We start from the raw sequence: 19,120 nt of genomic DNA on the forward strand, positions 1-19,120 counted from the left end.
AGGTCAGACCGCCCGGGTCAGCGCAGCCGGCAGTTCGGCGAGTGAGCGGATCGCGGGCGGCTCCCCCGCGACGCCCCGCCCGGTGCGGTCGAGCCAGAGTCCGCGCAGCCCCGCCTCGCGGGCGGCCGCCACGTCGTTGCGGTAGTTGTCGCCCACCGCGACGCACGCCTCCGGTGCCGCCCCGGCCAGCTCGCAGGCGTGCAGGAAGACGCTGGGATCGGGCTTGCCGATGCCGAGCGTGTCGGTGGTCACCACGTGCTCGAACCGGTCGGCGACGCCGAGCACCTGCAGCTTCATCCGGGTGGCGGGCGAGGACGAATTCGTCAGCAGCACCACGGCGATCCCCCACCGCTCCGCAGCCACGACAGCGGGCATCGCATCGGGGAACAGGTGCTGCGCCGCGGCGAAGGCCGGGTCGAATCCGCTGCAGAAGCGCCGGTACCGGCGCGCCTCCCACAGCAGCCCCGAGCGTTCGGCCGCGACGGCGATCCGGGCCTTGCGCATCTCGTGGAAGCGCAGCTCCCCCACCGTGTAGCGACCGAACACGCCCTCCGGATCGGCGAGGAAGAGCTCCGCGAAGCCCTCGCGCACCGCCGCGCTCGTGGTCGGCCAGACCTCCAGCGCCGCCGCGCGGGCGGCGGTGCGCAGGGCCGCGTCGGTGTCGACGAGGGTGTCGTCCACATCGAGGATCAGGCCGTCACAGGGCCGCGGACCGTCGATCCCGGAGCGCTGCCGGAGGCGGGCGAGCGTCTCCGCACCCCAGCCCAGGCCACCGCGGACCGCCGCGCCCACCAGCTCCGTGAGCTCCACGCCGCTCTCCCTCCGCCTCCCGCCGACGCGCCCGTTACTTCTCGTACATCCGCTTGTAGGTCGCGAGTGACTGCGCGATGTCGCCCTTGAGCGCCCGCGCCACCGTCGCGCCGATGGGACCGAACAGCGGGGCACCGCCGAGGTCGGCGCGCAGCGCGATGGTCGAGCCGCCACTCGCGGGTGCGATCGTGACAGTGAGCTTGTACTTCGTGCCCGCGACGCCCTTGCCGTCGAGCACCAGCCGGCGCGGCGGATCGTATTCGGTGATGGTCCAGTCGACCCGGTTGCGGAAGTTCTTGACCTTCACCACACAGGCGATCTTCGCGCCCGTCGCGAGCTCGGGCAGCGGGCCGCGCCACCCGTCGTGCAGCGTCACCCACTGCGGCAGCGTCTCCAGGTCCGCGGCCTTGGCCCACGCCTCCTCCGGCGGCAGCGCCACCTCGACCCTGCTCTCGACCTTCGCCACGGTGTCCTCCTTCGCGAGTTGCTGCTGTCGAACTTAGCGTGCGACGCCGCACCACCACCGCCCGAGCGTAGATTCCTCGCGTGTCCGCCACCTCCGCCTCGGTCGTCCTCGCCCTCGTCGCCGCGTTCCTCTTCGCGTGCGGCTCCGCGGCGCAGCAGAGCGAGGCGGCGAGCGTCGACGAGGGGACGCCGCTGATCGCGCAGCTGATCCGACGGCCGCGGTGGTGGCTCGGCCTCCTCGGCGACCTCGGCGGCTACGCCCTGCAGGCGTGGGCGCTCGCGCTCGGACCGGTGCTCGTCGTGCAGCCGCTGATCGTCGCGGCACTCCTGTTCGCGCTGCCCGTCTCCGCGCTGCTCAACCACACCCGGGTCACCGCCCGCGAGTGGACCTACGCCGTACTGCTCGCGGTCGCGCTCGCGGTGTTCCTCATCGCGGGCCGGCCGACGGAGGGCGCGGCCGACGCTCCGGGGACGGCTTGGCTGCCCGCTCTGCTGACGGTGGGCGTCGTCGCGGCGGCCGCCACGGGTGTCGGACTGGTGCGGTCGCTGCCCGGCCGCACCCGGGCACTGTCCTTCGGCGTCGCCGCGGGCGTGCTGTTCGGCGTGGCGACGGTGCTGACCAAGCCCGTGCTGACCTCCTACGAGCACGCCCCCTTCCTCGCGAACACGCTGCGGCTGTTCACGGACTGGCGCCTGTACGTGCTGGTCCTGGCCGGGATCGGCGCGATGTACCTGCAGCAGAGGGCCTTCCAGCCGGCCCCGATCGCGGCGTCGTTGCCCGCGATCACGCTCGCCGAGCCACTGTGCGCGGCAGCGCTGGGCGCCGTCGTGCTGCACGAATCGGTCACGCTGACGGGTTGGCACGGCGTCGCGGTGATCGCCTCGGGCGTCGTCGGCGCGATCGCGGCCGCCCGCCTGGCCGGGCGGTAGCGGCGTACCGTCGGGCGGTATGACGGAACTCGCGGCGCTGGCGGACGCGCCCTTCACCTACGCCGAGGTCGGTGCGACGCGCGGCGTCCCGCCTGCCGATGCGCACGGCAACCGGGCGGAGCGCGTGGTGGGCCGCGGGGCGGAGGACTTCGCGGCGGTGCGGGAGTCGATCATGACCTACGGCATGCAGCGCGGCGCCGGGATGCGGGTGCGCGCGAGCACGTCTCGGGCGCGGCCCGGGACGGTCCTGGTGCTGAGCGCCCCGCTGTTCGGCCCGATCCGGATCCCCTGCCGAGTGGTCTACGTCGTCGATGAACCCGACCGCGCCGGCTTCGCCTACGGCACGCTGCCCGGGCATCCGGAGAGCGGCGAGGAGCTCTTCTCCGTCGAATTGCGGCCCGACGGTGCCGTGGTCGCGGTGATCGCCGCGTTCTCCCGGCCGGGCAGGTGGTACACCCGTCTCGGTGCGCCCGTCGCCCGCGCGCTCCAGGCGACCATGACCCGGCGCTATCTGGCCGCGGTGGCCCGCTAGGACCCGGAGCGGCGGCGCCGGAACGGGATCGGATCGCCCACCAGACCGGCCAGTTCGGTGCGCAGCGCCGCGGGGAGCTCCGACGGACGGCCGGCGGCATCCACCACGACCAGCGACGTCTCGGCGATCGCGACGGTCGCGCCGCCCGGCTCGATCACCTCGTAGCCCACGTCGAAGCCCGACCGTCCGATCCGCGTGACCCGCAACGCGATCCGCACCGGTTCGGGCGAATACAGCAGGGGCGCGAGGTAGTCGATCTCCTGGTGCGCGACGAACATCGTCACCGTGGGCCCCTCGGGCTGCGCGACCCACTCGGTGAGGAACCGGATCCGGGCCTCCTCGAGCAGTCGCAGCATCGCGACGTTGTTGATGTGCTGCAGTGCGTCCATGTCGGCCCAGCGCAGCAGGACGGCCACCTCTTGACTTGCCATGGGGCTATTGTCGAGCACGACCGTCCGAGAACCTGTCACCGGGAGATGCGATGCGCGCCACACGACTGCTCGCCGCCGCGGCGCTCGCGGCGGCGGTCGCCGCGTGTTCGACCTCGAACACGCCACCGGACGCCGCCCCGTCCTCGGCGGCCGGCGGTTCCGGCACCGTGATCGTGTACGCCGCGGCCAGCCTGCAGGCCACGTTCGAGAAGCTCGGCGCGCGGTTCGGCGCGCAGCACCCGGGCACCGGCGTGAAGTTCTCCTTCGGCGGCTCCTCCGGCCTGCTCACCCAGCTCAACCAGGGCGCGCCGGCCGATGTCTTCGCCACGGCGGACACGCCCACCATGGACCGCGCACGCACCGCGGGCCTGGTGGCGCAGGCGGAGCCGTTCGCGACCAACGTGCTCACGATCGCGACCGCGCCCGGCAATCCGAAGGACATCACCGGACTCGCGGACCTCACGAAGCCGGGCGTCTCGGTCGTCGTCTGCGCGCAGCCCGTGCCGTGCGGCGCCGCCACGGCGAAGGTCACCTCGGCCGCGGGCGTCACTCTCGCCCCCGTGAGCGAGGAGGACGCGGTCTCGAGCGTGCTCGCCAAGGTCCGGCACGGCCAGGCCGACGCGGGCCTGGTCTACCGCACGGACGTCAAGGGCACCGGCGGCGCCGTCGGGTCGGTCGACTTCCCGCAGGCCGACGACGCGGTCAACGTCTACCCGATCGCGCCGTTGTCCGGCGCGAAGAACGCCGAGGGCGCGAAGGCGTTCGTGGACTTCGTCCGCGGACCCGAGGGCCGCTCGGCGCTCGCGGACGCGGGTTTCGGGGCCCCGAGCTGACCTCGCGCACCCGGTCCGCCCCTGTCCGGACCCACCCCCGCTGGATCGTCCTGCCGGCTGCGCTCGGCGCGGCGCTCGTGCTGGTGCCGCTCGTCGCCATCGTCGCGAAGGTGGACTGGCCGCGGTTCGGCGAGCTGGTCACCTCGCCGGACTCACGGACCGCGCTGGTGCTGTCATTGCAGACGTCCTCCGCGGCGACCCTCGTGTGCATCCTGCTCGGCGTGCCGCTGGGGGTCGTCCTGGCGCGCAGCCGATCCCGCTTCGTCGGAGTTCTGCGGCCGCTGGTGCTGCTGCCGCTGGTGCTGCCGCCCGTCGTCGGCGGCATCGCGCTGCTCTACGCGTTCGGCCGGCGCGGCCTGGTCGGCCAGCACGGCGGGATCGGCGAGCACATCGCGTTCACGACGGTGGCGGTGGTGCTCGCGCAGGCCTTCGTCGCGCTGCCCTTCCTAGTGCTGGCCGTGGAGGGCGCACTGCGCACGCTGGGCACCGATTTCGAGCACACGGCCGCGACGCTCGGTGCGCGGCCGTCCACCGTGCTGCGGCGGATCACGCTGCCACTGGTGCTGCCGTCGATCGCGTCGGGCGTCGTGCTGACCTTCGCGCGGGCTCTCGGCGAGTTCGGCGCCACCTTGACCTTCGCGGGCTCTCTGGCGGGGACCACCCGCACGCTGCCGCTCGAGATCTACCTGCGCAACGAGACCGACCCGCAGGCGGCGGTCGCGCTCTCGCTGGTGCTGCTCGCCGCCGCGGCGGTCATCGTCTCGGCGGTGTACGGGGTGCGGTCGTGGCGGAGGTGACGGCGGGACTCGAGGTCGACGCGACCGTCGCCGCGCGCGGCGTCGACACGCGGTTCACCGTGCCCGAGGGGCGCACCTTGGCACTACTCGGCCCGAACGGCACGGGCAAGTCGACGGTGGCGGGCGCCGTCGCGGGGCTGCTGCGCCCGGACGCCGGGCGCATCGTCGTGGCCGGGGAGACGGTGTTCGACGACGACGGCCGCTGGGTCCCCGCGTACCGGCGCCGCGTGGCGCTGCTGGGCCAGACCGCCCGGCTGTTCCCCCACCTGCGGGTGCACGCCAACGTGGCCTTCGCGCCCCGCAGCGCCGGCGCGAACCGTCGCGCGGCGGCGGAGGCGGCCGATCGCTGGCTGGCCGCGGTGGGCGCGGAGCACCTGCGCGACCGTCGACCCACCGAACTCAGTGGCGGTCAGGCTCAGCGGGTCGCCCTGGCGCGGGCGCTCGCCGCGGAACCGAAGGTCCTCCTGCTCGACGAGCCGCTCTCCGCGCTGGACGTCTCGGCGCGCGCCGAGGTGCGGTCGCTACTGCGCGCGCTGCTGCGGGACCTGACCTGCGTGCTCATCACGCACGACGCGGCCGACGTGGTGTCGCTCGCCGACGAGGCCGCGGTGCTCGACGACGGCCGGGTGAGCGATCACCGGCCGGCCGCGGACCTGCTGCTCGCCCCCGCGACGCCGTTCGCCGCCCGGCTCGCAGGGATGAACCTGCTGCCGGACGGCGACGGTGTGCGCGTGTTCGCACCGAACACGGTACGGGTGGACGGGCCCGACGGTGCCGGGATGCCCGGCACCGTCGTCGAAGTGACGGTGGCGGGCGGCCACTGCCGGGTGACCGCGCGGGTCGAGCAGGGGGCGACCGTGGTCGCGGAGCTGCCGGCCGAGCGGTACCGGGAGCTGCACCCCGGCGACGCGGTGCGACTGCTCCCGGACCCGGCGCGGGCCGGCCGGGCGGCTACTGCGCGCCCGGCTCCCCCGCGTCGGTAGCCGACGGCGGGGTCCGGTCGACACCGGCGAGCAGCAGGTAGACCTGCTTGATCGCGTCGCCGAGGATGGCATCGACGGCGGCGGTCTGCTCGGCGTTCCCCGTGCGGGCCACCCGGCGAGTGACCTCGTGCAGCTCGCGCAGCGTCTCGCGAAGATGGCCGCGCTCGGCCGAGCCGCCGTCGAATCCGGCGAACGGATCAGGGGCGTCGGCGAGGGCGGTCGCGATGTACTCGCGCCCCGCGTCGGTGAGCGTGGCGACCTTGCGGCCGTTCTCCCGCTCGATGGTGATGAGCCCCTCGTCCTCGAGCTGGCTGAGCGTGGGGTAGATGGCCCCGGGGCTGGGCTTCCACGCACCGGCCGTGCGCTCCTCGATCGAGGAGACGATCTGGTAGCCGTGCATGGGCTCGACCTCCAGCAGCTTGAGGACCGCGATCCGGACGTCGCCGCGCTGGACGCCGCGGCGGCCGCGGCCGCGGTGGCCGCCCCGTCCGTGTCCGCCGGGACCACCCGGTCCTCCGGGGCCGAACGGACCGGGGCCGCCGGGGCCGAAGCCGGGCCCGCCGGGGAAACCGCCCTGCCGGAACCGGCCGTCGAAGCGGCCCTCGAACCGGTCGTCGCAGGTGCGGGCACCGCGGCCCTCGAAACGCTGATCATCGTGAGTGTGCCTACGCATGGTGGCACTCCTTTCGGTAGGGGGTCGCATGTTTCGCAACCCGATGCGTTCACGATATATCGCGATAGCGTCGATGGCAACCCCTGGAAACGACGACGTCCCCGCCCGGAGTCCGGGCGGGGACGTCGATCACGTCGAAAGGTGCGGGTCAGGCCTTCGCGGCGGCCACCCGATCGATCACGGCCTGCGCGAACTTCTCCGCGCCACCGTCGATGCGCTCGAGGTGCAGATCCGGCTGCACGACCTGGACCTCGAGGACCACGGGCTCGCCACCGGGCGTGCGGACGAGGTCCACGCGCACGTACAGGGGCGGGTTGGCCGGGTCGATCGGCTTGAGCGCGGCCTCGGCGACCGCGCGCTCGGCATCCGTCGGCTCGGCGTCGACGAGGACCTCGGCAGGACGCCCCTCGGTCGGCTCGGCATTGATCTCGGCGGCGAGGTCCCGGCCGAAGGCGTGGCTGAACTCGCCCCCGATGTAGACCAGGGAGACACCGCCGGCCTCGACCGAGTACGGGAACACCATCACGCTGCTGCCGCTGGCCTTGATCTCGTCCAGCTTGGCGCGGCTCGCGTCGTCGTCCCCCGGGCCGAAGCGGAAGGACTCGGCGAGGCCGCCACTGATCGACGGGCGCACCAGGTGCTCGGTGCCGAGGTAGTCGTGGTCGAGCGTCGCGTCGTGCACGGTGATGAACTGCGTCGACACGATCGGGATGCCCTCGGACTCGTAGTCCCGCAGGTAGCGCTTGTCGGCGTACCAGCGGACCAGCGGCTCCGGGTTGAGCACGAGCGACTGGGCGGCGGCGCGCCAGGCCCAGCCCAGGAAGTCGTCGTAGCGCTGCGCGTAGTCCCAGGCACCGGCGATCACGATCGCGTCGAACTGCTCCCAGTCGACGGCGGAATCGGACCACACGGCGGCCTCGGCCTCGTGTCCGGCGGCGCGCAGGGCCGAGAGGATCTCCTGGCCGCGGTCGTCGGTGTCCGGCTGCGCCGCGGAGGTGGCAAGAGCGATTCGGTACGTCACGCCGGACAGTATGGCAGCCGGAGCGGCGCGACCGTCGCGACACCCGCGCGAACTACGCCGCACGACGAGCCGGAGAGGCTACTCTGGGCCGTGTGAGGGGTGATTTGCACGTGCACATCGAGACGGCACGCCTGCATCTCGCGCCCGCCACCGGCGTCGGCGACGCCGACGGTCGGTTCCACATCGTCGATCGACATTCGCGCCGCACGCTCGGCCGCATCGCCCTGCGCGCGTCGCGGCACAGCCGTGCACGCGGACTGGAGCTGAGCTACGCGGTCGCGGACGCGCACCGTCGTCGGGGCTTCTGCGCCGAAGCGGCGCACGCGCTCGTGGGCCACGCCTTCGAGCAGCGCCTCACGGGGCGCGTCTACGCGTCCACCGCGTGGTCGAACCTCGCCTCGCGGCGCGTCCTCGCCGGGTTGGGCATGCACCAGCTCGACATCGCCATGCTCGATTGGGAGTCCCTGCAGGGCGAGGTGGACCTGGGCGTCGAGGACGGCGCGGACCTCACGCCGTACGCGCGGGTGGAGTACGAACTGCATCGTGCGGACTGGCTGGCGCGGCTGGCCGCGCACCCCCGCGCTGCTCGCCCCGCTTGACCGCGATCACACCCGCCACGATCGCGATCGCACCGCCGATCTGGACCGGCGTGAGCGCCTCCCCCAGCATCAGCCACGCGACGACGCCCGCCGCGATCACCTCGGAGAAACCGAGGAACGACGCCAAGGTGGGCCCCACCATGTTGATGGCGAGGATGCCCGCGACGTACGCGAGCCCCGTGGCGATCGCGCCGATCACCACGGCCGGCACCCACCAGGGGGTGGTGCCGAGCCCGCCGAGCACGACGGGCTCGGTGGTGACGCGCACCGGAGTGATCCCGGCCAGCGAGGTGGCGGAGAGCACCACCGCACCGACCACGAGGCCGCCGACCGCCAGCGCCAGCTGGTCGACGCCGGGCTTCTGCGCGCTCGCCACGTCGATCGCATCGGCCTTGGTGCCGTCCTCCGCGAGCAGGAAGTACGCCGCGAGACCGATCAGCGACAGGAAGGCCCACGCCAACCCGACGGGCGTCACGACCGCGCCGCCCGACGCGGCCCCGACGACGGCGATCAGCCCGGCGACCGCGAGCACGGCGCCGAGCACGGTCTTGAGCGTGGGACGCTGCCCGAACCGGGCCCAGAGGTAGACGAGCACCAGCAGCGGAGCGGAGAACTCGATGAGCAGGGCGACGGTGACCGACATGTGCGCGATGGCGTTGAAGTACGCCAGCTGGACGCCGATCACGGCCAGGACGCCGTACGCGAGCACCGTGAACGGGGCGCGACACAGGGTCGCCAGGCGCTCGCGCGCGAAGAGCAGCATCGGGACACCGGTCACCAGGGCCGCGATCCAGATCCGCACCAGGACCACGCCCGCCGGACTCCACCCCGATTCCAGCAGCGGCTTCCCGAACGGGCCGGACATCGCGAACGCGAACCCCGACAACAGTGCGATTGCGATACCCCGACCCATGCGTCACCTCCGACTATGCGCGAACCGTAAGGAGTCAAATGAACTACACTGGTGACAGTACCGGCGCGCCACGTAAGGAGTCAAATGAAATTCGCACATGACACCGAGCCGTCGCTCGTCATGGCTGCCGACCTGGTCAACTCCGACTACGCAGAGACCGAGACCCTCGGCACCGTCGCCGCGCTCAAGGAGTACCTGCGCCGCCACGAGTTCACCGGCTGGAACAGCGCCGACTCCGGCGACCTCGTGCCCGTGCACGCCCTGCGGGTCGAACTCGCGCACGCCTGGGCCGCCGGTCACCCCGACCGGGTCGCCGTGATCGTCAACGACATGCTGGCCGCGGCCCCGCAGCAGCCGCGCCTGACCCGGCACGGCAGCTGGGACTGGCATCTGCACTTCACCCCGGACGACGCGCCGATCCCGGTCCGCATGCGCGCCGAGTTCGCCATGGCCCTGGTCGATCTGGTCCGCAGCGGCAACGTCGACCGGCTCAAGACCTGCGCGGCGGACGACTGCGACCGGGTCCTCGTGGACCTGTCCAAGAACCGCTCCCGGCGCTTCTGCGCCGAGGGGAACTGCGGCAACCGGACCCACGTCGCCGCCTACCGGGAGCGCCGCGCCTCCACTTCGGGCGGGCGGCGCGACGGGAGCTGAGCAGGGGACTACGGTGGTACTGCACATGCCGGGGACCCCGGCTTCGACGCACAACCAGGAGCCTTGAGAGTTATGAGCGACGGAGCACACCGCCACAAGGTGGTCATCATCGGTTCGGGATTCGGCGGCCTGTTCGGCACCCGTGCGCTCAAGCGCGCGGACGTCGACGTCACGCTGGTCGCCAAGACGACCCACCACCTGTTCCAGCCGCTGCTCTACCAGGTCGCCACGGGCATCCTCTCCGAGGGCGAGATCGCCCCGGCCACCCGCATGGTGCTGCGCAAGCAGCGCAACGTCGAGGTGCTGCTGGGCGAGGTCACCGACATCGACCTCGAGAACCGGACGGTCACCAGCCACCTGCTCGAGCGCACCACGGTCACGCCCTACGACAGCCTCATCGTCGCGGCCGGCGCCGACCAGTCCTACTTCGGCAACGACCAGTTCGCCGAGTTCGCGCCGGGCATGAAGAACATCGACGACGCTCTCGAGCTCCGCGGCCGCATCCTGGGCGCCTTCGAGCAGGCCGAGCTCTCGCACGACCACGAGGAGCGGATGCGACTGCTCACGTTCGTCGTGATCGGCGCCGGCCCCACGGGCGTGGAGCTCGCGGGGCAGATCGCCGAGATGTCGGACAACACCCTCAAGGGCGCGTTCCGCAACATCGATCCCACCGAGGCGCGGGTCATCCTGCTCGACGCCGCGCCCGCGGTGCTCCCGCCCATGGGCAAGAAGCTGGGCGACATGGCCGCCAAGCGCCTCGAGAAGATGGGCGTGGAGATCCAGCTCAACGCGATGGTCGTCGACGTCGACGCCGACGGCCTCGTGGTCCGCGAGAAGGACGGCACCGAGCGGCGCATCGAGGCGCAGTGCAAGGTGTGGTCCGCGGGCGTGGCCGCCAGCAAGCTCGGCGCCGTCCTGGCCGAGCAGTCGGGCGCCGAGATCGACCGCGCGGGTCGCGTCCGGGTCCTGCCGGACCTGACGATCCCGGGCAACCCGAACGTCTTCGTCGTCGGCGACATGATGCTGGTCGACGGTGTGCCGGGCATGGCGCAGGGCGCCATCCAGGGGTCGACCTACGCCGCCAAGGCGATCATCGCCGGCCTCAAGGGCCAGTCCCCCGCCGATCGCAAGCCCTTCAAGTACTTCGACAAGGGCTCGATGGCGACGATCTCCCGCGGCGACGCGGTCGCCAAGGTCGGCAAGCTCGAGTTCGGCGGGTTCTTCGCCTGGCTCGGGTGGCTCGCCCTGCACCTGTGGTACATCGTCGGCTACCAGAACCGGGTCATCACGTTGACCTCGTGGGGCGTGACGTTCCTGACCAACAAGCGCGGCCAGATGACGATCACCGAGCAGCAGGTGTACGCGCGCACGGCGCTCGACGCCCTGCAGACCGGCGCGAAGAAGGCCATCCCGCCGGTGCACACCAGCTCCCCGCGGGCGCTGCACAAGACCGAGGCTCCGGCGGCCAAGGCCCCGGCGACGGCACCGTCGAAGGACGCCGAACAGGCGGGCTGAGCCCCTCCGACACCGACGAGCGCGTCACCCGATCTCCGGGTGGCGCGCTCGTCGCGTAGGTGGAGGTCAGGCGTCGATGTTCTGCAGCCGCACCTGGCCGCGCGCGACGGCCTTGCCGTCCTCGGAGTCGATCTCGACGAGCCAGAGCTGCTGGCGGCGGCCGCGATGGATCGGCGTGGACCGGATCGCGAGCACCCCGCTCGAGAGGGCCCGCAGGAAGTCGGTGTTGTTGTTCACGCCGACCACGTGACCCGCGCCGCCGAGCCAGACCACCCCGGAGACGCTGGCGACGGATTCGACGATCGCGCAGTAGACGCCGCCGTGGGTGATGCCGAAGGGCTGGTGCAGTTCGGGACGCAGAGTGAGCGTCGCCTGCACGCCGTCGGGCGAGATCGCGGTGTACTCGAGGCCGAGGATCGAGTCGAATCCGGCGGTGCCGCCGGCGAGGATCCCGTCGATGACCTGCTGCTGTCCGGGTGTCGGTTGCGTCATGGACACACCCTAGGGCTGCGGTCCGACGGGCCGATCTCCGGGCCGGATTCGGGGTAGACCCCGATGCGCGGCAACGCCTCCCGCGGGCACCGTGGAGACATGACCGAGAACTCGCCCTTCACACAGACCCCCTACGCCCCCGCGCCGCAGAAGCGGTTCGCCCGCGACCTCCACAACAACTGGATCGGCGGCGTGTGCGCCGGCATCGCGCGCTACTTCGGCATCGACGCGACGCTCGTGCGGGTGCTCTTCGTGGTGTCCTGCCTGCTGCCCGGCCCGCAGTTCCTGCTGTACCTGCTGCTGTGGCTCGTGATGCCCAAGGACTGATCCGCGACGGACTGCGCCGCGGAGCGGAGAAAGAAGTCGGCGGGTCCGGGGGCTCAGCCATCCCCCGGACCCGCCGTGGCACAGACCGGCGGATTACTGCAGCCCTCAGTTCGCGTCACGGTCCGATGTGGTTCGTCGTCGCTCTCGGCGACACGACCTACTCTAGGGCAGGCTGGCCTAAGTTAGCAAGCCCTCATCGATGTGGCGTGGATTACGACAGGTCGTCGTAGCGATGCGGACCATGCCGAGTAGAATCAGTGCAATGGCGGCTTTGGGAGATCTCGAACGCGCGGTCATGGACCACCTCTGGGCGTCCACCGAACCGCAGACCGTGCGACAGGTGCACGAATCCCTCGCCGCTGACCGCGAACTCGCGTACACCACCGTGATGACGGTGCTGCAGCGACTGGCCAAGAAGAAGCTGGTCAGCCAGATCCGCACCGACCGCGCGCATCGCTACGCCGCGAGCTTCGGCCGCGAGGAGCTGGTCGCCGACCTGATGTTCGACGCGCTGGCGCAGGCCGAGAGCTCGCGCGAGGCCGCGCTCGTGCACTTCGTCGAGCGCGTCGGCGCCGACGAGGCGCAGGCCCTGCGCCGTGCCCTGGCCAAGCTGGAGGGCGGCGAGGCCGCGCGTCGCGCCGAGTCCTGATCGGCAAGTAGGCTCGTCCCCATGGCGGCCTTCATCTTCGGAGCGCTGGCCCTGCTGCTCGCGGGGCCGGTGCCGGCCTGGCTCTCCCGCGCCACCTGGCCGCTGCGCGCCCCGCGCGCCGCGCTGGTGCTCTGGCAGGCCATCGCGTTGGCCGCCGTGCTCTCCGCCTTCAGCGCCGGCCTCGTGATCGCCAGCCGCCTGCTCGTGCCCGGGGCGGATGGACGCCCCACCACGAACCCCATCGACGAGATCCGCCAGTTGGGCCTGGTCCCGTGGATCGTCGCCGTGGTCGCCTTCGCGCTCACCCTGCTGATCGGCGCCCGGCTCATCACCTCCACCGTGCGCCTGGCGATCCGCACCCGTCGACGCCGGGCCCGGCATCGCACCGTCGTCGACATCCTCTCCCAGGCGGTCGACGGCGACCACCCCGTCTCCGCCGCCGACCTGCGGGTCCTCGGCGTGGACCAACCCCTCGCGTACTGCCTGCCCGGGCTGCGCCACCGCGTGGTGCTCAGCGTGGGCACGCTCAATTCCCTCACCCACGAGGAACTGACCGCCGTGCTCGCGCACGAGCGCGCCCACCTGCGTTCGCGCCACGACCTGGTGCTCGAGGCCTTCACCGCGGTGCACCACGCCTTCCCCAAGTTCGTCCGCTCCTCCACCGCTCTCGATTCGGTCAAGCTCCTCGTCGAGTTGCTCGCCGACGACGAAGCGGTCGCCGCCGCGGGCCCGGTCCCCCTGGCGAACGCACTGGTCACCTGTGCCCAGAGCCCCGCCCCGCGCGGCGCGCTGGCGGTCGGTGCGACGGGCACCGTGGTCCGCGTCGAGCGCCTGTCGATGCCCCCGGCGAGCAACCTGTTCAGCGCGTCGGTCTACCTGCTCGCGGGCCTCATCCTGGTCGTCCCCACGGTCGCCGTCGCGGTCCCGTGGCTCACGGAGATCTACCGCCTCTTCACCCACTGACCTCGCGGGTTAATCTGGTCGCTCCAGGGGGATGAGAGGGAGGACCACCATGACCGATCCGTACCAGCCGAAGCAGCCCTACGGTGAGCAGCCGTACCAGCAGCCCTACCCGCCCCAGCAGGCCGCGTACCCCGGGTACGGGCAGCAGCCGGGCTACGGCGAGATCGCGCCGTACCAGGGCCTCGCACAGCCCGGGTACGCCCAGCCCGGGTACGGCGTTCCCGCTTACCCGCAGGCGGGGTACCCCGCGCCCGGACATCCCGGCGGCTACGGCGTCGACCCGGCCACGGGCCTGCCGCTGTCGGACAAGTCGAAGGTCGCGGGCGGCCTGCTGCAGCTGTTCCTCGGCGGTTTCGGCGCGGGCCGCTTCTACCTGGGCTACGGCCTGATCGGCGCCATCCAGCTGCCCCTGACGGTCGTCGGGTGGTTCTTCTTCTTCCTCGGCTTCCTCACCTTCGGCATCGGCACGATCATCGCGATGCTGCTGTTCTTCGGTGTGGGCATCTGGGTGCTGATCGACGCGATCATGATCTTCGCCGGCGCGGTGAAGGATCCGTACGGCCGGGCGCTGCGTTCCTGACCGTCGATGCCCGATTCCGGCCGTCTGTGGGCTAGCATGTCCCCACGTGCAGTTCCTTCCTGATAGCCGCCCGCAGTACGACCTGACCTACGACGACGTCTTCCTCGTCCCGAACAGGTCGGACGTCACCTCCCGATTCGACGTCGACCTCTCGTCGGTCGACGGCACGGGCACCACCATCCCGCTCGTCGTCGCCAACATGACGGCCGTCGCGGGCCGCCGCATGGCGGAGACGGTCGCGCGACGCGGCGGCATCGTCGTGCTACCGCAGGACCTCCCGCTGGAGGCCGCGGCCGAGACCATCTCCTACGTCAAGAGCCGCGATCTCGTCGCCGACACCCCGGTCACGCTCAGCGCCGAGGACTCGGTGAGCGACGCCGTCGCGCTGCTGCCCAAGCGCGCCCACGGCGCCGTGGTGATCATCGACGCCGAGAACCGTCCGGTCGGCCTCGTCACCAGCGCCGCCTGCGAGGGCGTCGACCGCTTCGCGCGCCTGCGCGACGTGATGAGCACGTCCTTCGTGTGCGCCGCCGCCGGCACCGCGCCCGAGGCCGTCTTCGACATGCTGGACAAGGACCACTCCGACCTCGCGGTCCTCGTCGACTCCGACGAGCGCCTGCACGGCGTGCTCACCCGCACCGCCACCGTGCGCGCCGGCATCTACACCCCCGCGGTCGACGGTGCCGGCAAGCTCCGGATCGCCGCCGCGGTCGGCATCAACGGCGACGTGGCCGCGAAGGCCCGCGCGCTCGCCGAGGCCGGCGCCGATGTGCTGGTCGTGGACACCGCGCACGGCCACCAGGCCAAGATGTTCGACGCCCTCGAGGCCGTCGCCGCGCTCGATCTGGGCCTGCCGATCGCGGCGGGCAACGTGGTCGCCGCCGCGGGCGCCCGCGATCTGGTCAACGCCGGCGCGAGCATCGTCAAGGTGGGCGTGGGCCCCGGCGCCATGTGCACCACCCGCATGATGACCGGCGTCGGCCGTCCGCAGTTCAGCGCCGTACTCGACTGCGCCGCGGCCGCCCGCGAGCTGGGCGCGCACGTCTGGGCCGACGGCGGCGTGCGGCACCCGCGCGACGTCGCGCTGGCGCTGGCCGCCGGCGCCTCCAACGTCATGGTCGGCTCGTGGTTCGCCGGGACCTACGAGTCCCCCGGCGACATGAAGTACGCCACCGACGGCTCCGCGTACAAGGAGAGCTTCGGCATGGCCTCCAAGCGTGCGGTCGCCGCGCGCACCGCCGGCGAGGGCGCGTTCGATCGCGCCCGCAAGTCGCTGTTCGAGGAGGGCATCTCCAGCTCGCGCATCCGCGTCGATCCGGACGCCCCGAGCGTCGAGGACCTGCTGGACCGCATCACGTCCGGTGTGCGCAGCTCGTTCACCTACGCCGGCGCCCGCAGCGTGCCGGAGTTCCATGCGAAGGCCACCGTCGGCGTGCAGAGCGCCGCCGGATTCGCCGAGGGCCGGCCGCTCCCCGGCGGCTGGTGACCGGACGGAGCAGCCCCGCCCCGTTACACTGCGATCACGCTCTCCCCGACTCCTGAGAAGGAACATGAAGGTCCGAAGACCGGGCAAACGCCGCCGACGACAGAGTCCACCGACGCCGGGACCGGTGGTGTCGCGCGATGACTAGCGCGCTGATCACGCTCGGCGCGATCGCCGGTTTCATCGCGCTCACGCTGGGCACGGCGTTGTTCGTCGCGGCCGAGTTCTCGTTGACCGCGCTGGAGAAGTCGACGGTCGACGCCGACGTGCGCGACCGCGGCGATCGCCGGTCCAAGCAGGTGCAGAACGCGCACCGCACCCTGTCCTTCCAGCTCTCGGGCGCACAGCTGGGCATCACGATCACGACACTCGTGACCGGTTACCTCGCCGAGCCCGTGCTCTCGCAGTTCCTGCGCCCCGCGCTGGAGTGGACCGGCATGCCGGAGGTGTGGTCGACGGCGCTGACCCTGGTGCTGGCGCTGGTCATCGCCACGTCGCTGTCGATGGTGCTGGGCGAGCTGGCGCCGAAGAACCTCGCCATCGCCCGGCCGCTGCAGACCGCGCGGCTCACGGCGGGCGCGCAGTCGCTGTTCTCCTCGACCTTCCGCTTCGCCATCTCGTTCCTCAACCGGTCCGCGAACGCACTGGTCCGCCGCCTGGGCATCGAGCCCGCGGAGGAGCTGAGCTCGGCGCGGTCGGCGCAGGAGCTCAGCGCGCTGGTGCGCAACTCGGCCGCGCAGGGCGCGATCGACGAGATGACGGCCGAGCTGGTCGGCCGCTCCCTGGAGTTCGGCGAGCTCACGGCCGAGGAGCTCATGACCCCGCGTCAGCGGATCCACTCGCTCGACGCGGACGACACCGTCGCGGACCTGATCGCGCTCTCCATCGAGTCGGGGCACTCCCGGTTCCCTGTGGTCCGGGGCGATCTGGACGACACCGTCGGGCTGGTGCACGTCAAGCAGGCGCTGACGGTGCCGGCGGAGCGCCGCGCGAGCGTGGCGGTGGCCGAGATCGCCACCACCGCGCCCGTCGTCCCGGCGACGCTCGACGGTGATGCCCTGATGGAGCAGTTGCGCGCGAACGGCCTGCAGATGGCGCTCGTGGTCGACGAGTACGGCGGCTCCGCGGGGATCGTCACCGTCGAGGACCTGATCGAGGAGATCGTCGGTGACGTGCGCGACGAGCACGACGCGAACGAACCCGTCGACGTGCAGCGCACGGAGAACGGCTACCTGTGCGCCGGACTGCTCCGCGTCGACGAACTCGAGCGGGACACGGGCTACCGCGCCCCCGAGGGCGACTACGACACGCTCGGCGGGCTCGTGATGTACCTGCTGGGCCGGATCCCCGCGGTCGGCGACCGCGTCACGCTGCCGCACCACCCGTCGCTCGACGACGAATCCGGTGCGCCGCAGTGGTCCGCGCGGGTGGCGCGGATGGACGGGCGCCGCGTCGATCTGGTGGAGGTGACCCATGAATGACCTCCTGGGCGTGGCCCTGACAGTGCTGCTGCTGGCCGCGAACGCCTTCTTCGTGGCGGCCGAGTTCGCGCTGATCGCGGCCCGGCGCGACCGGCTCGAAGCCCTCGTGGAGCAGGGCCGTTCGAGCGCGAAGGCCGTGATCAAGGCGTCGGAGAACCTGTCGCTGATGCTGGCGGGCTGCCAACTCGGCATCACGATCTGCTCGATCCTCCTCGGCAAGGTCGGCGAGCCGGCGATCGCGCACCTGCTGGAGAAGCCGCTGGGCTGGGCGCACGTGCCCGACGCGCTGCTGCATCCCATCTCGTTCACGGTCTCCCTCGGGCTGGTCGTGGTGCTGCACATCCTGCTCGGCGAGATGGTGCCCAAGAACATCGCGCTGGCGGGCCCCGAGGCCGCCGCGATGCTGCTGGTCCCGCCGCACGTCGCGTTCGTGCGGCTGATGCGCCCGGTCATCGCCGTCTACAACTGGCTCGCGATGCTGGTGTTGCGCGCCGGCGGCGTCGAACCGCGCGACGAGCTCGACAGCACGGTCTCGGCGGGCGAGCTCAGCGAGCTGATCGCGGAGTCCCACGACGAGGGCCTCATCGACGCCGAAGAGCGCGTGCGACTCACGCGCGCGCTGCAGACCTCGCGGCGCACCGTCGCCGACGTGGCAATCCCGCTGGCGAAGATCCGCGGCCTGCAGGCGGTGCAGGGGACGAGTGGCACCTGGGGCCCGACGCTCGGCGACATCGAATCCGCGGTCGCGGAGACCGGCTACTCGCGCTATCCCGTGCGGAGCAAGGCGGGCGCCTTCACGGGGTACCTGCACGTCAAGGACGTGCTGCCGGACATCATGGACGCGGCGGTCGGGCCGGACACCGTGATCGGCACCAGCCGCATCCGCCCGCTGCCCGTGGTCGACGGCAGCCTGTCGCTGGACCAGGCGGCCGGCGATCTGCGCCGCCTGGGCGGGCACCTCGCCGCCGTCGCGGACGACCACGGCCGGACCATCGGCATCGTCGCCCTGGAGGACGTGGTCGAGGAGTTCGTCGGCACCGTGCGCGACGGGACGCACCGCGTGTGAGCTCGGCCGTCACCGTCCTGACCGACGCGCAGTGGGAGGCCCGGGCGCAGCGGCACCGCGCGCGGCTCGAGCCGTTCGTCGCCGCGCACCGGGACCGCTCCGCGCGCGGCGAGAAGCACCCCGTCTGGGACTTCCTGTTCACCTACTACGGGCACCGGCCGGCGCACCTGCTGCGCTGGCATCCCGGTCTCGGAACCGAACTCGACGGTCCCCGCGCGGCGGCGGAGTTCGCGGGCGCACGGGGCTACCTGGTCGACGGCACCCGGGTGCGGGCGGACCCCGCGGTGCTCGCCAAGCGCGCCGGCACCGCCGCGTACGTGGCCCGGCTCCTGGAGGCCACGGCCGCGCGCCGACCCGTGTTCGGGTGCTTCGGCCTGCACGAATGGGCGATGGTCTACCGCGAAGCCGACCAGGCGCGCCACCCGGTGCCCCTACGGCTGGGCCCCGCGGGCACGGACGAGGTGGTCCGCGCGGGGCAACTGACGTGCACCCACTACGACGCGTTCCGGTTCTTCACCCCGGACGCGGCGCCCCGCAACGCCACCGCGCTCACCCGCGAGACGCAGGTCGATTCCGAGCAGCCCGGCTGCCTGCACGCGGGGATGGATCTCTACAAGTGGGCGTTCAAGCTCACGCCCGGCGCACCGTCGGAGGTGGTCGCGGACGCGTTCGACCTGGCGCGGGACGCCCGGGAGCTCGACATGCGGGCCAGTCCGTACGACCTCGCCGCGCACGGCTTCGCGCCGATCGCGATCGAGACCGCCGCGGGCCGCCGCGAGTACGTGCGGCAGCAGGTGGCGCTCGCGGAGCGCGCCGCGCCGATCCGCGAGCGCCTCCTGCGCACCGTCCGCGCGTGGCCCGGTGACGGTGAACCCCCTGCCGAGAAGTCCGGCTCCCCCGCCTAGACTTCCCTCCCAGCGAGC

General features: G+C 72.3%; 23 protein-coding genes. 16 read left to right on the forward strand and 7 right to left on the reverse strand.

The window, feature by feature from the left end:
* Window positions 1-3 precede the first annotated feature (3 nt).
* Window positions 4-810 (reverse strand): HAD family hydrolase, encoded by an 807-nt coding sequence (locus BLQ62_RS12830; protein WP_160126314.1) that lies wholly within the window; start codon window positions 808-810, stop codon window positions 4-6.
* A gap of 34 nt (window positions 811-844) precedes the next feature.
* On the reverse strand, window positions 845-1,276 hold the full coding sequence (locus BLQ62_RS12835) for a type II toxin-antitoxin system Rv0910 family toxin (protein WP_068536044.1): 432 nt from the start codon (window positions 1,274-1,276) through the stop codon (window positions 845-847).
* Between the two features lie 80 nt (window positions 1,277-1,356).
* Here BLQ62_RS12835 and BLQ62_RS12840 point away from each other — a divergent pair, with 80 nt between their 5' ends.
* Both BLQ62_RS12840 and BLQ62_RS12845 read left to right on the forward strand, forming a co-directional pair.
* A complete protein-coding gene (locus tag BLQ62_RS12840) occupies window positions 1,357-2,205 on the forward strand; it encodes a DMT family transporter (RefSeq protein WP_068567572.1) in 849 nt (282 codons plus the stop codon).
* Between the two features lie 19 nt (window positions 2,206-2,224).
* Window positions 2,225-2,737 (forward strand): DUF1990 domain-containing protein, encoded by a 513-nt coding sequence (locus BLQ62_RS12845; RefSeq protein ID WP_068567574.1) that lies wholly within the window; start codon window positions 2,225-2,227, stop codon window positions 2,735-2,737.
* On the opposite strand, the gene BLQ62_RS12850 is transcribed toward BLQ62_RS12845, so the two are convergent.
* Window positions 2,734-3,168, reverse strand: a complete 435-nt coding sequence (locus BLQ62_RS12850; RefSeq protein WP_068567576.1) for an acyl-CoA thioesterase — start codon at window positions 3,166-3,168, stop codon at window positions 2,734-2,736. The two genes, BLQ62_RS12845 and BLQ62_RS12850, sit on opposite strands and share 4 nt — an antisense overlap.
* 50 nt (window positions 3,169-3,218) lie before the next feature.
* On the opposite strand from BLQ62_RS12850, the gene modA reads away from it, so the two are divergent.
* The 3 genes from modA to BLQ62_RS12865 are packed head-to-tail and all read left to right on the forward strand — an operon-like array spanning window position 3,219 to window position 5,781.
* A complete protein-coding gene (gene modA, locus BLQ62_RS12855; RefSeq protein WP_068567578.1) occupies window positions 3,219-4,001 on the forward strand; it encodes a molybdate ABC transporter substrate-binding protein in 783 nt (260 codons plus the stop codon).
* Window positions 3,998-4,798 (forward strand): ABC transporter permease, encoded by an 801-nt coding sequence (locus tag BLQ62_RS12860; protein ID WP_068536198.1) that lies wholly within the window; start codon window positions 3,998-4,000, stop codon window positions 4,796-4,798. Before modA ends, BLQ62_RS12860 begins: the two co-directional genes overlap by 4 nt.
* Window positions 4,786-5,781 carry a sulfate/molybdate ABC transporter ATP-binding protein gene (locus BLQ62_RS12865; RefSeq protein WP_068567579.1) on the forward strand — a complete coding sequence of 332 codons (996 nt, stop codon included), beginning with the start codon at window positions 4,786-4,788 and terminating at the stop codon, window positions 5,779-5,781. Before BLQ62_RS12860 ends, BLQ62_RS12865 begins: the two co-directional genes overlap by 13 nt.
* Here the strand turns inward: BLQ62_RS12865 and BLQ62_RS12870 are convergent.
* A complete protein-coding gene (locus tag BLQ62_RS12870) occupies window positions 5,750-6,454 on the reverse strand; it encodes a PadR family transcriptional regulator (protein WP_068536056.1) in 705 nt (234 codons plus the stop codon). The two genes, BLQ62_RS12865 and BLQ62_RS12870, sit on opposite strands and share 32 nt — an antisense overlap.
* A 148-nt stretch (window positions 6,455-6,602) precedes the next feature.
* A complete protein-coding gene (locus BLQ62_RS12875; protein ID WP_068536058.1) occupies window positions 6,603-7,475 on the reverse strand; it encodes a hypothetical protein in 873 nt (290 codons plus the stop codon).
* A 92-nt stretch (window positions 7,476-7,567) separates the two neighbouring features.
* Here BLQ62_RS12875 and BLQ62_RS12880 point away from each other — a divergent pair, with 92 nt between their 5' ends.
* A complete protein-coding gene (locus BLQ62_RS12880; protein ID WP_160126313.1) occupies window positions 7,568-8,074 on the forward strand; it encodes a GNAT family N-acetyltransferase in 507 nt (168 codons plus the stop codon).
* On the opposite strand, the gene BLQ62_RS12885 is transcribed toward BLQ62_RS12880, so the two are convergent.
* Window positions 7,983-8,987, reverse strand: a complete 1,005-nt coding sequence (locus tag BLQ62_RS12885) for an EamA family transporter (RefSeq protein WP_068567582.1) — start codon at window positions 8,985-8,987, stop codon at window positions 7,983-7,985. The genes BLQ62_RS12880 and BLQ62_RS12885 overlap by 92 nt on opposite strands.
* A gap of 84 nt (window positions 8,988-9,071) precedes the next feature.
* Between BLQ62_RS12885 and BLQ62_RS12890 the strand changes: the two genes are divergently transcribed.
* Together BLQ62_RS12890 and BLQ62_RS12895 are read left to right on the forward strand one after the other, a co-directional pair.
* Window positions 9,072-9,641, forward strand: coding sequence for a CGNR zinc finger domain-containing protein (locus BLQ62_RS12890; protein WP_068536065.1), 570 nt, complete (start codon window positions 9,072-9,074; stop codon window positions 9,639-9,641).
* 72 nt (window positions 9,642-9,713) lie between these two features.
* Window positions 9,714-11,156, forward strand: coding sequence for an NAD(P)/FAD-dependent oxidoreductase (locus BLQ62_RS12895; protein ID WP_068536067.1), 1,443 nt, complete (start codon window positions 9,714-9,716; stop codon window positions 11,154-11,156).
* Between the two features lie 66 nt (window positions 11,157-11,222).
* Here the strand turns inward: BLQ62_RS12895 and BLQ62_RS12900 are convergent, their stop codons facing one another.
* On the reverse strand, window positions 11,223-11,648 hold the full coding sequence (locus BLQ62_RS12900; RefSeq protein ID WP_082756723.1) for a PaaI family thioesterase: 426 nt from the start codon (window positions 11,646-11,648) through the stop codon (window positions 11,223-11,225).
* Between the two features lie 99 nt (window positions 11,649-11,747).
* Between BLQ62_RS12900 and BLQ62_RS12905 the strand changes: the two genes are divergently transcribed.
* The 8 genes from BLQ62_RS12905 to BLQ62_RS12940 all read left to right on the forward strand — a co-directional run bounded on the left by BLQ62_RS12905 (window position 11,748) and on the right by BLQ62_RS12940 (window position 19,102).
* Window positions 11,748-11,975 carry a PspC domain-containing protein gene (locus BLQ62_RS12905; protein WP_068567584.1) on the forward strand — a complete coding sequence of 76 codons (228 nt, stop codon included), beginning with the start codon at window positions 11,748-11,750 and terminating at the stop codon, window positions 11,973-11,975.
* Window positions 11,976-12,237: 262 nt separating this feature from the next.
* On the forward strand, window positions 12,238-12,624 hold the full coding sequence (locus BLQ62_RS12910; RefSeq protein ID WP_414929924.1) for a BlaI/MecI/CopY family transcriptional regulator: 387 nt from the start codon (window positions 12,238-12,240) through the stop codon (window positions 12,622-12,624).
* Window positions 12,625-12,645: 21 nt separating this feature from the next.
* Window positions 12,646-13,587, forward strand: a complete 942-nt coding sequence (locus BLQ62_RS12915; protein ID WP_068536071.1) for a M56 family metallopeptidase — start codon at window positions 12,646-12,648, stop codon at window positions 13,585-13,587.
* A 49-nt stretch (window positions 13,588-13,636) separates the two neighbouring features.
* Window positions 13,637-14,167, forward strand: coding sequence for an NINE protein (locus BLQ62_RS12920; RefSeq protein ID WP_082756725.1), 531 nt, complete (start codon window positions 13,637-13,639; stop codon window positions 14,165-14,167).
* A gap of 46 nt (window positions 14,168-14,213) precedes the next feature.
* Window positions 14,214-15,653, forward strand: a complete 1,440-nt coding sequence (guaB1, locus tag BLQ62_RS12925; RefSeq protein WP_068536075.1) for a GMP reductase — start codon at window positions 14,214-14,216, stop codon at window positions 15,651-15,653.
* Window positions 15,654-15,790: 137 nt separating this feature from the next.
* Window positions 15,791-17,131, forward strand: a complete 1,341-nt coding sequence (locus BLQ62_RS12930; protein ID WP_068567586.1) for a hemolysin family protein — start codon at window positions 15,791-15,793, stop codon at window positions 17,129-17,131.
* Window positions 17,124-18,197, forward strand: coding sequence for a hemolysin family protein (locus BLQ62_RS12935; protein WP_068536079.1), 1,074 nt, complete (start codon window positions 17,124-17,126; stop codon window positions 18,195-18,197). The genes BLQ62_RS12930 and BLQ62_RS12935 overlap by 8 nt, the downstream gene beginning before the upstream one ends.
* Window positions 18,194-19,102 carry a 3-methyladenine DNA glycosylase gene (locus BLQ62_RS12940; RefSeq protein ID WP_068536081.1) on the forward strand — a complete coding sequence of 303 codons (909 nt, stop codon included), beginning with the start codon at window positions 18,194-18,196 and terminating at the stop codon, window positions 19,100-19,102. Before BLQ62_RS12935 ends, BLQ62_RS12940 begins: the two co-directional genes overlap by 4 nt.
* Window positions 19,103-19,120 lie beyond the last annotated feature (18 nt).

It is taken from the genome of Tsukamurella pulmonis, from assembly GCF_900103175.1.
Taxonomy (GTDB): domain Bacteria; phylum Actinomycetota; class Actinomycetes; order Mycobacteriales; family Mycobacteriaceae; genus Tsukamurella; species Tsukamurella pulmonis.

Excerpts from the sequence above, each read along its gene's own strand:
- BLQ62_RS12845 (WP_068567574.1), top strand. The coding sequence starts at position 2,225 with ATGACGGAACTCGCGGCGCTGGCGGACGCGCCCTTCACCTACGCCGAG.
- BLQ62_RS12850 (WP_068567576.1), bottom strand. The coding sequence starts at position 3,168 with ATGGCAAGTCAAGAGGTGGCCGTCCTGCTGCGCTGGGCCGACATGGAC.
- modA (WP_068567578.1), top strand. The coding sequence starts at position 3,219 with ATGCGCGCCACACGACTGCTCGCCGCCGCGGCGCTCGCGGCGGCGGTC.
- BLQ62_RS12870 (WP_068536056.1), bottom strand. The coding sequence starts at position 6,454 with ATGCGTAGGCACACTCACGATGATCAGCGTTTCGAGGGCCGCGGTGCC.
- BLQ62_RS12885 (WP_068567582.1), bottom strand. The coding sequence starts at position 8,987 with ATGGGTCGGGGTATCGCAATCGCACTGTTGTCGGGGTTCGCGTTCGCG.
- BLQ62_RS12890 (WP_068536065.1), top strand. The coding sequence starts at position 9,072 with ATGAAATTCGCACATGACACCGAGCCGTCGCTCGTCATGGCTGCCGAC.
- BLQ62_RS12895 (WP_068536067.1), top strand. The coding sequence starts at position 9,714 with ATGAGCGACGGAGCACACCGCCACAAGGTGGTCATCATCGGTTCGGGA.
- BLQ62_RS12900 (WP_082756723.1), bottom strand. The coding sequence starts at position 11,648 with ATGACGCAACCGACACCCGGACAGCAGCAGGTCATCGACGGGATCCTC.
- BLQ62_RS12905 (WP_068567584.1), top strand. The coding sequence starts at position 11,748 with ATGACCGAGAACTCGCCCTTCACACAGACCCCCTACGCCCCCGCGCCG.
- BLQ62_RS12910 (WP_414929924.1), top strand. The coding sequence starts at position 12,238 with ATGGCGGCTTTGGGAGATCTCGAACGCGCGGTCATGGACCACCTCTGG.
- BLQ62_RS12915 (WP_068536071.1), top strand. The coding sequence starts at position 12,646 with ATGGCGGCCTTCATCTTCGGAGCGCTGGCCCTGCTGCTCGCGGGGCCG.
- BLQ62_RS12920 (WP_082756725.1), top strand. The coding sequence starts at position 13,637 with ATGACCGATCCGTACCAGCCGAAGCAGCCCTACGGTGAGCAGCCGTAC.
- BLQ62_RS12930 (WP_068567586.1), top strand. The coding sequence starts at position 15,791 with ATGACTAGCGCGCTGATCACGCTCGGCGCGATCGCCGGTTTCATCGCG.
- BLQ62_RS12935 (WP_068536079.1), top strand. The coding sequence starts at position 17,124 with ATGAATGACCTCCTGGGCGTGGCCCTGACAGTGCTGCTGCTGGCCGCG.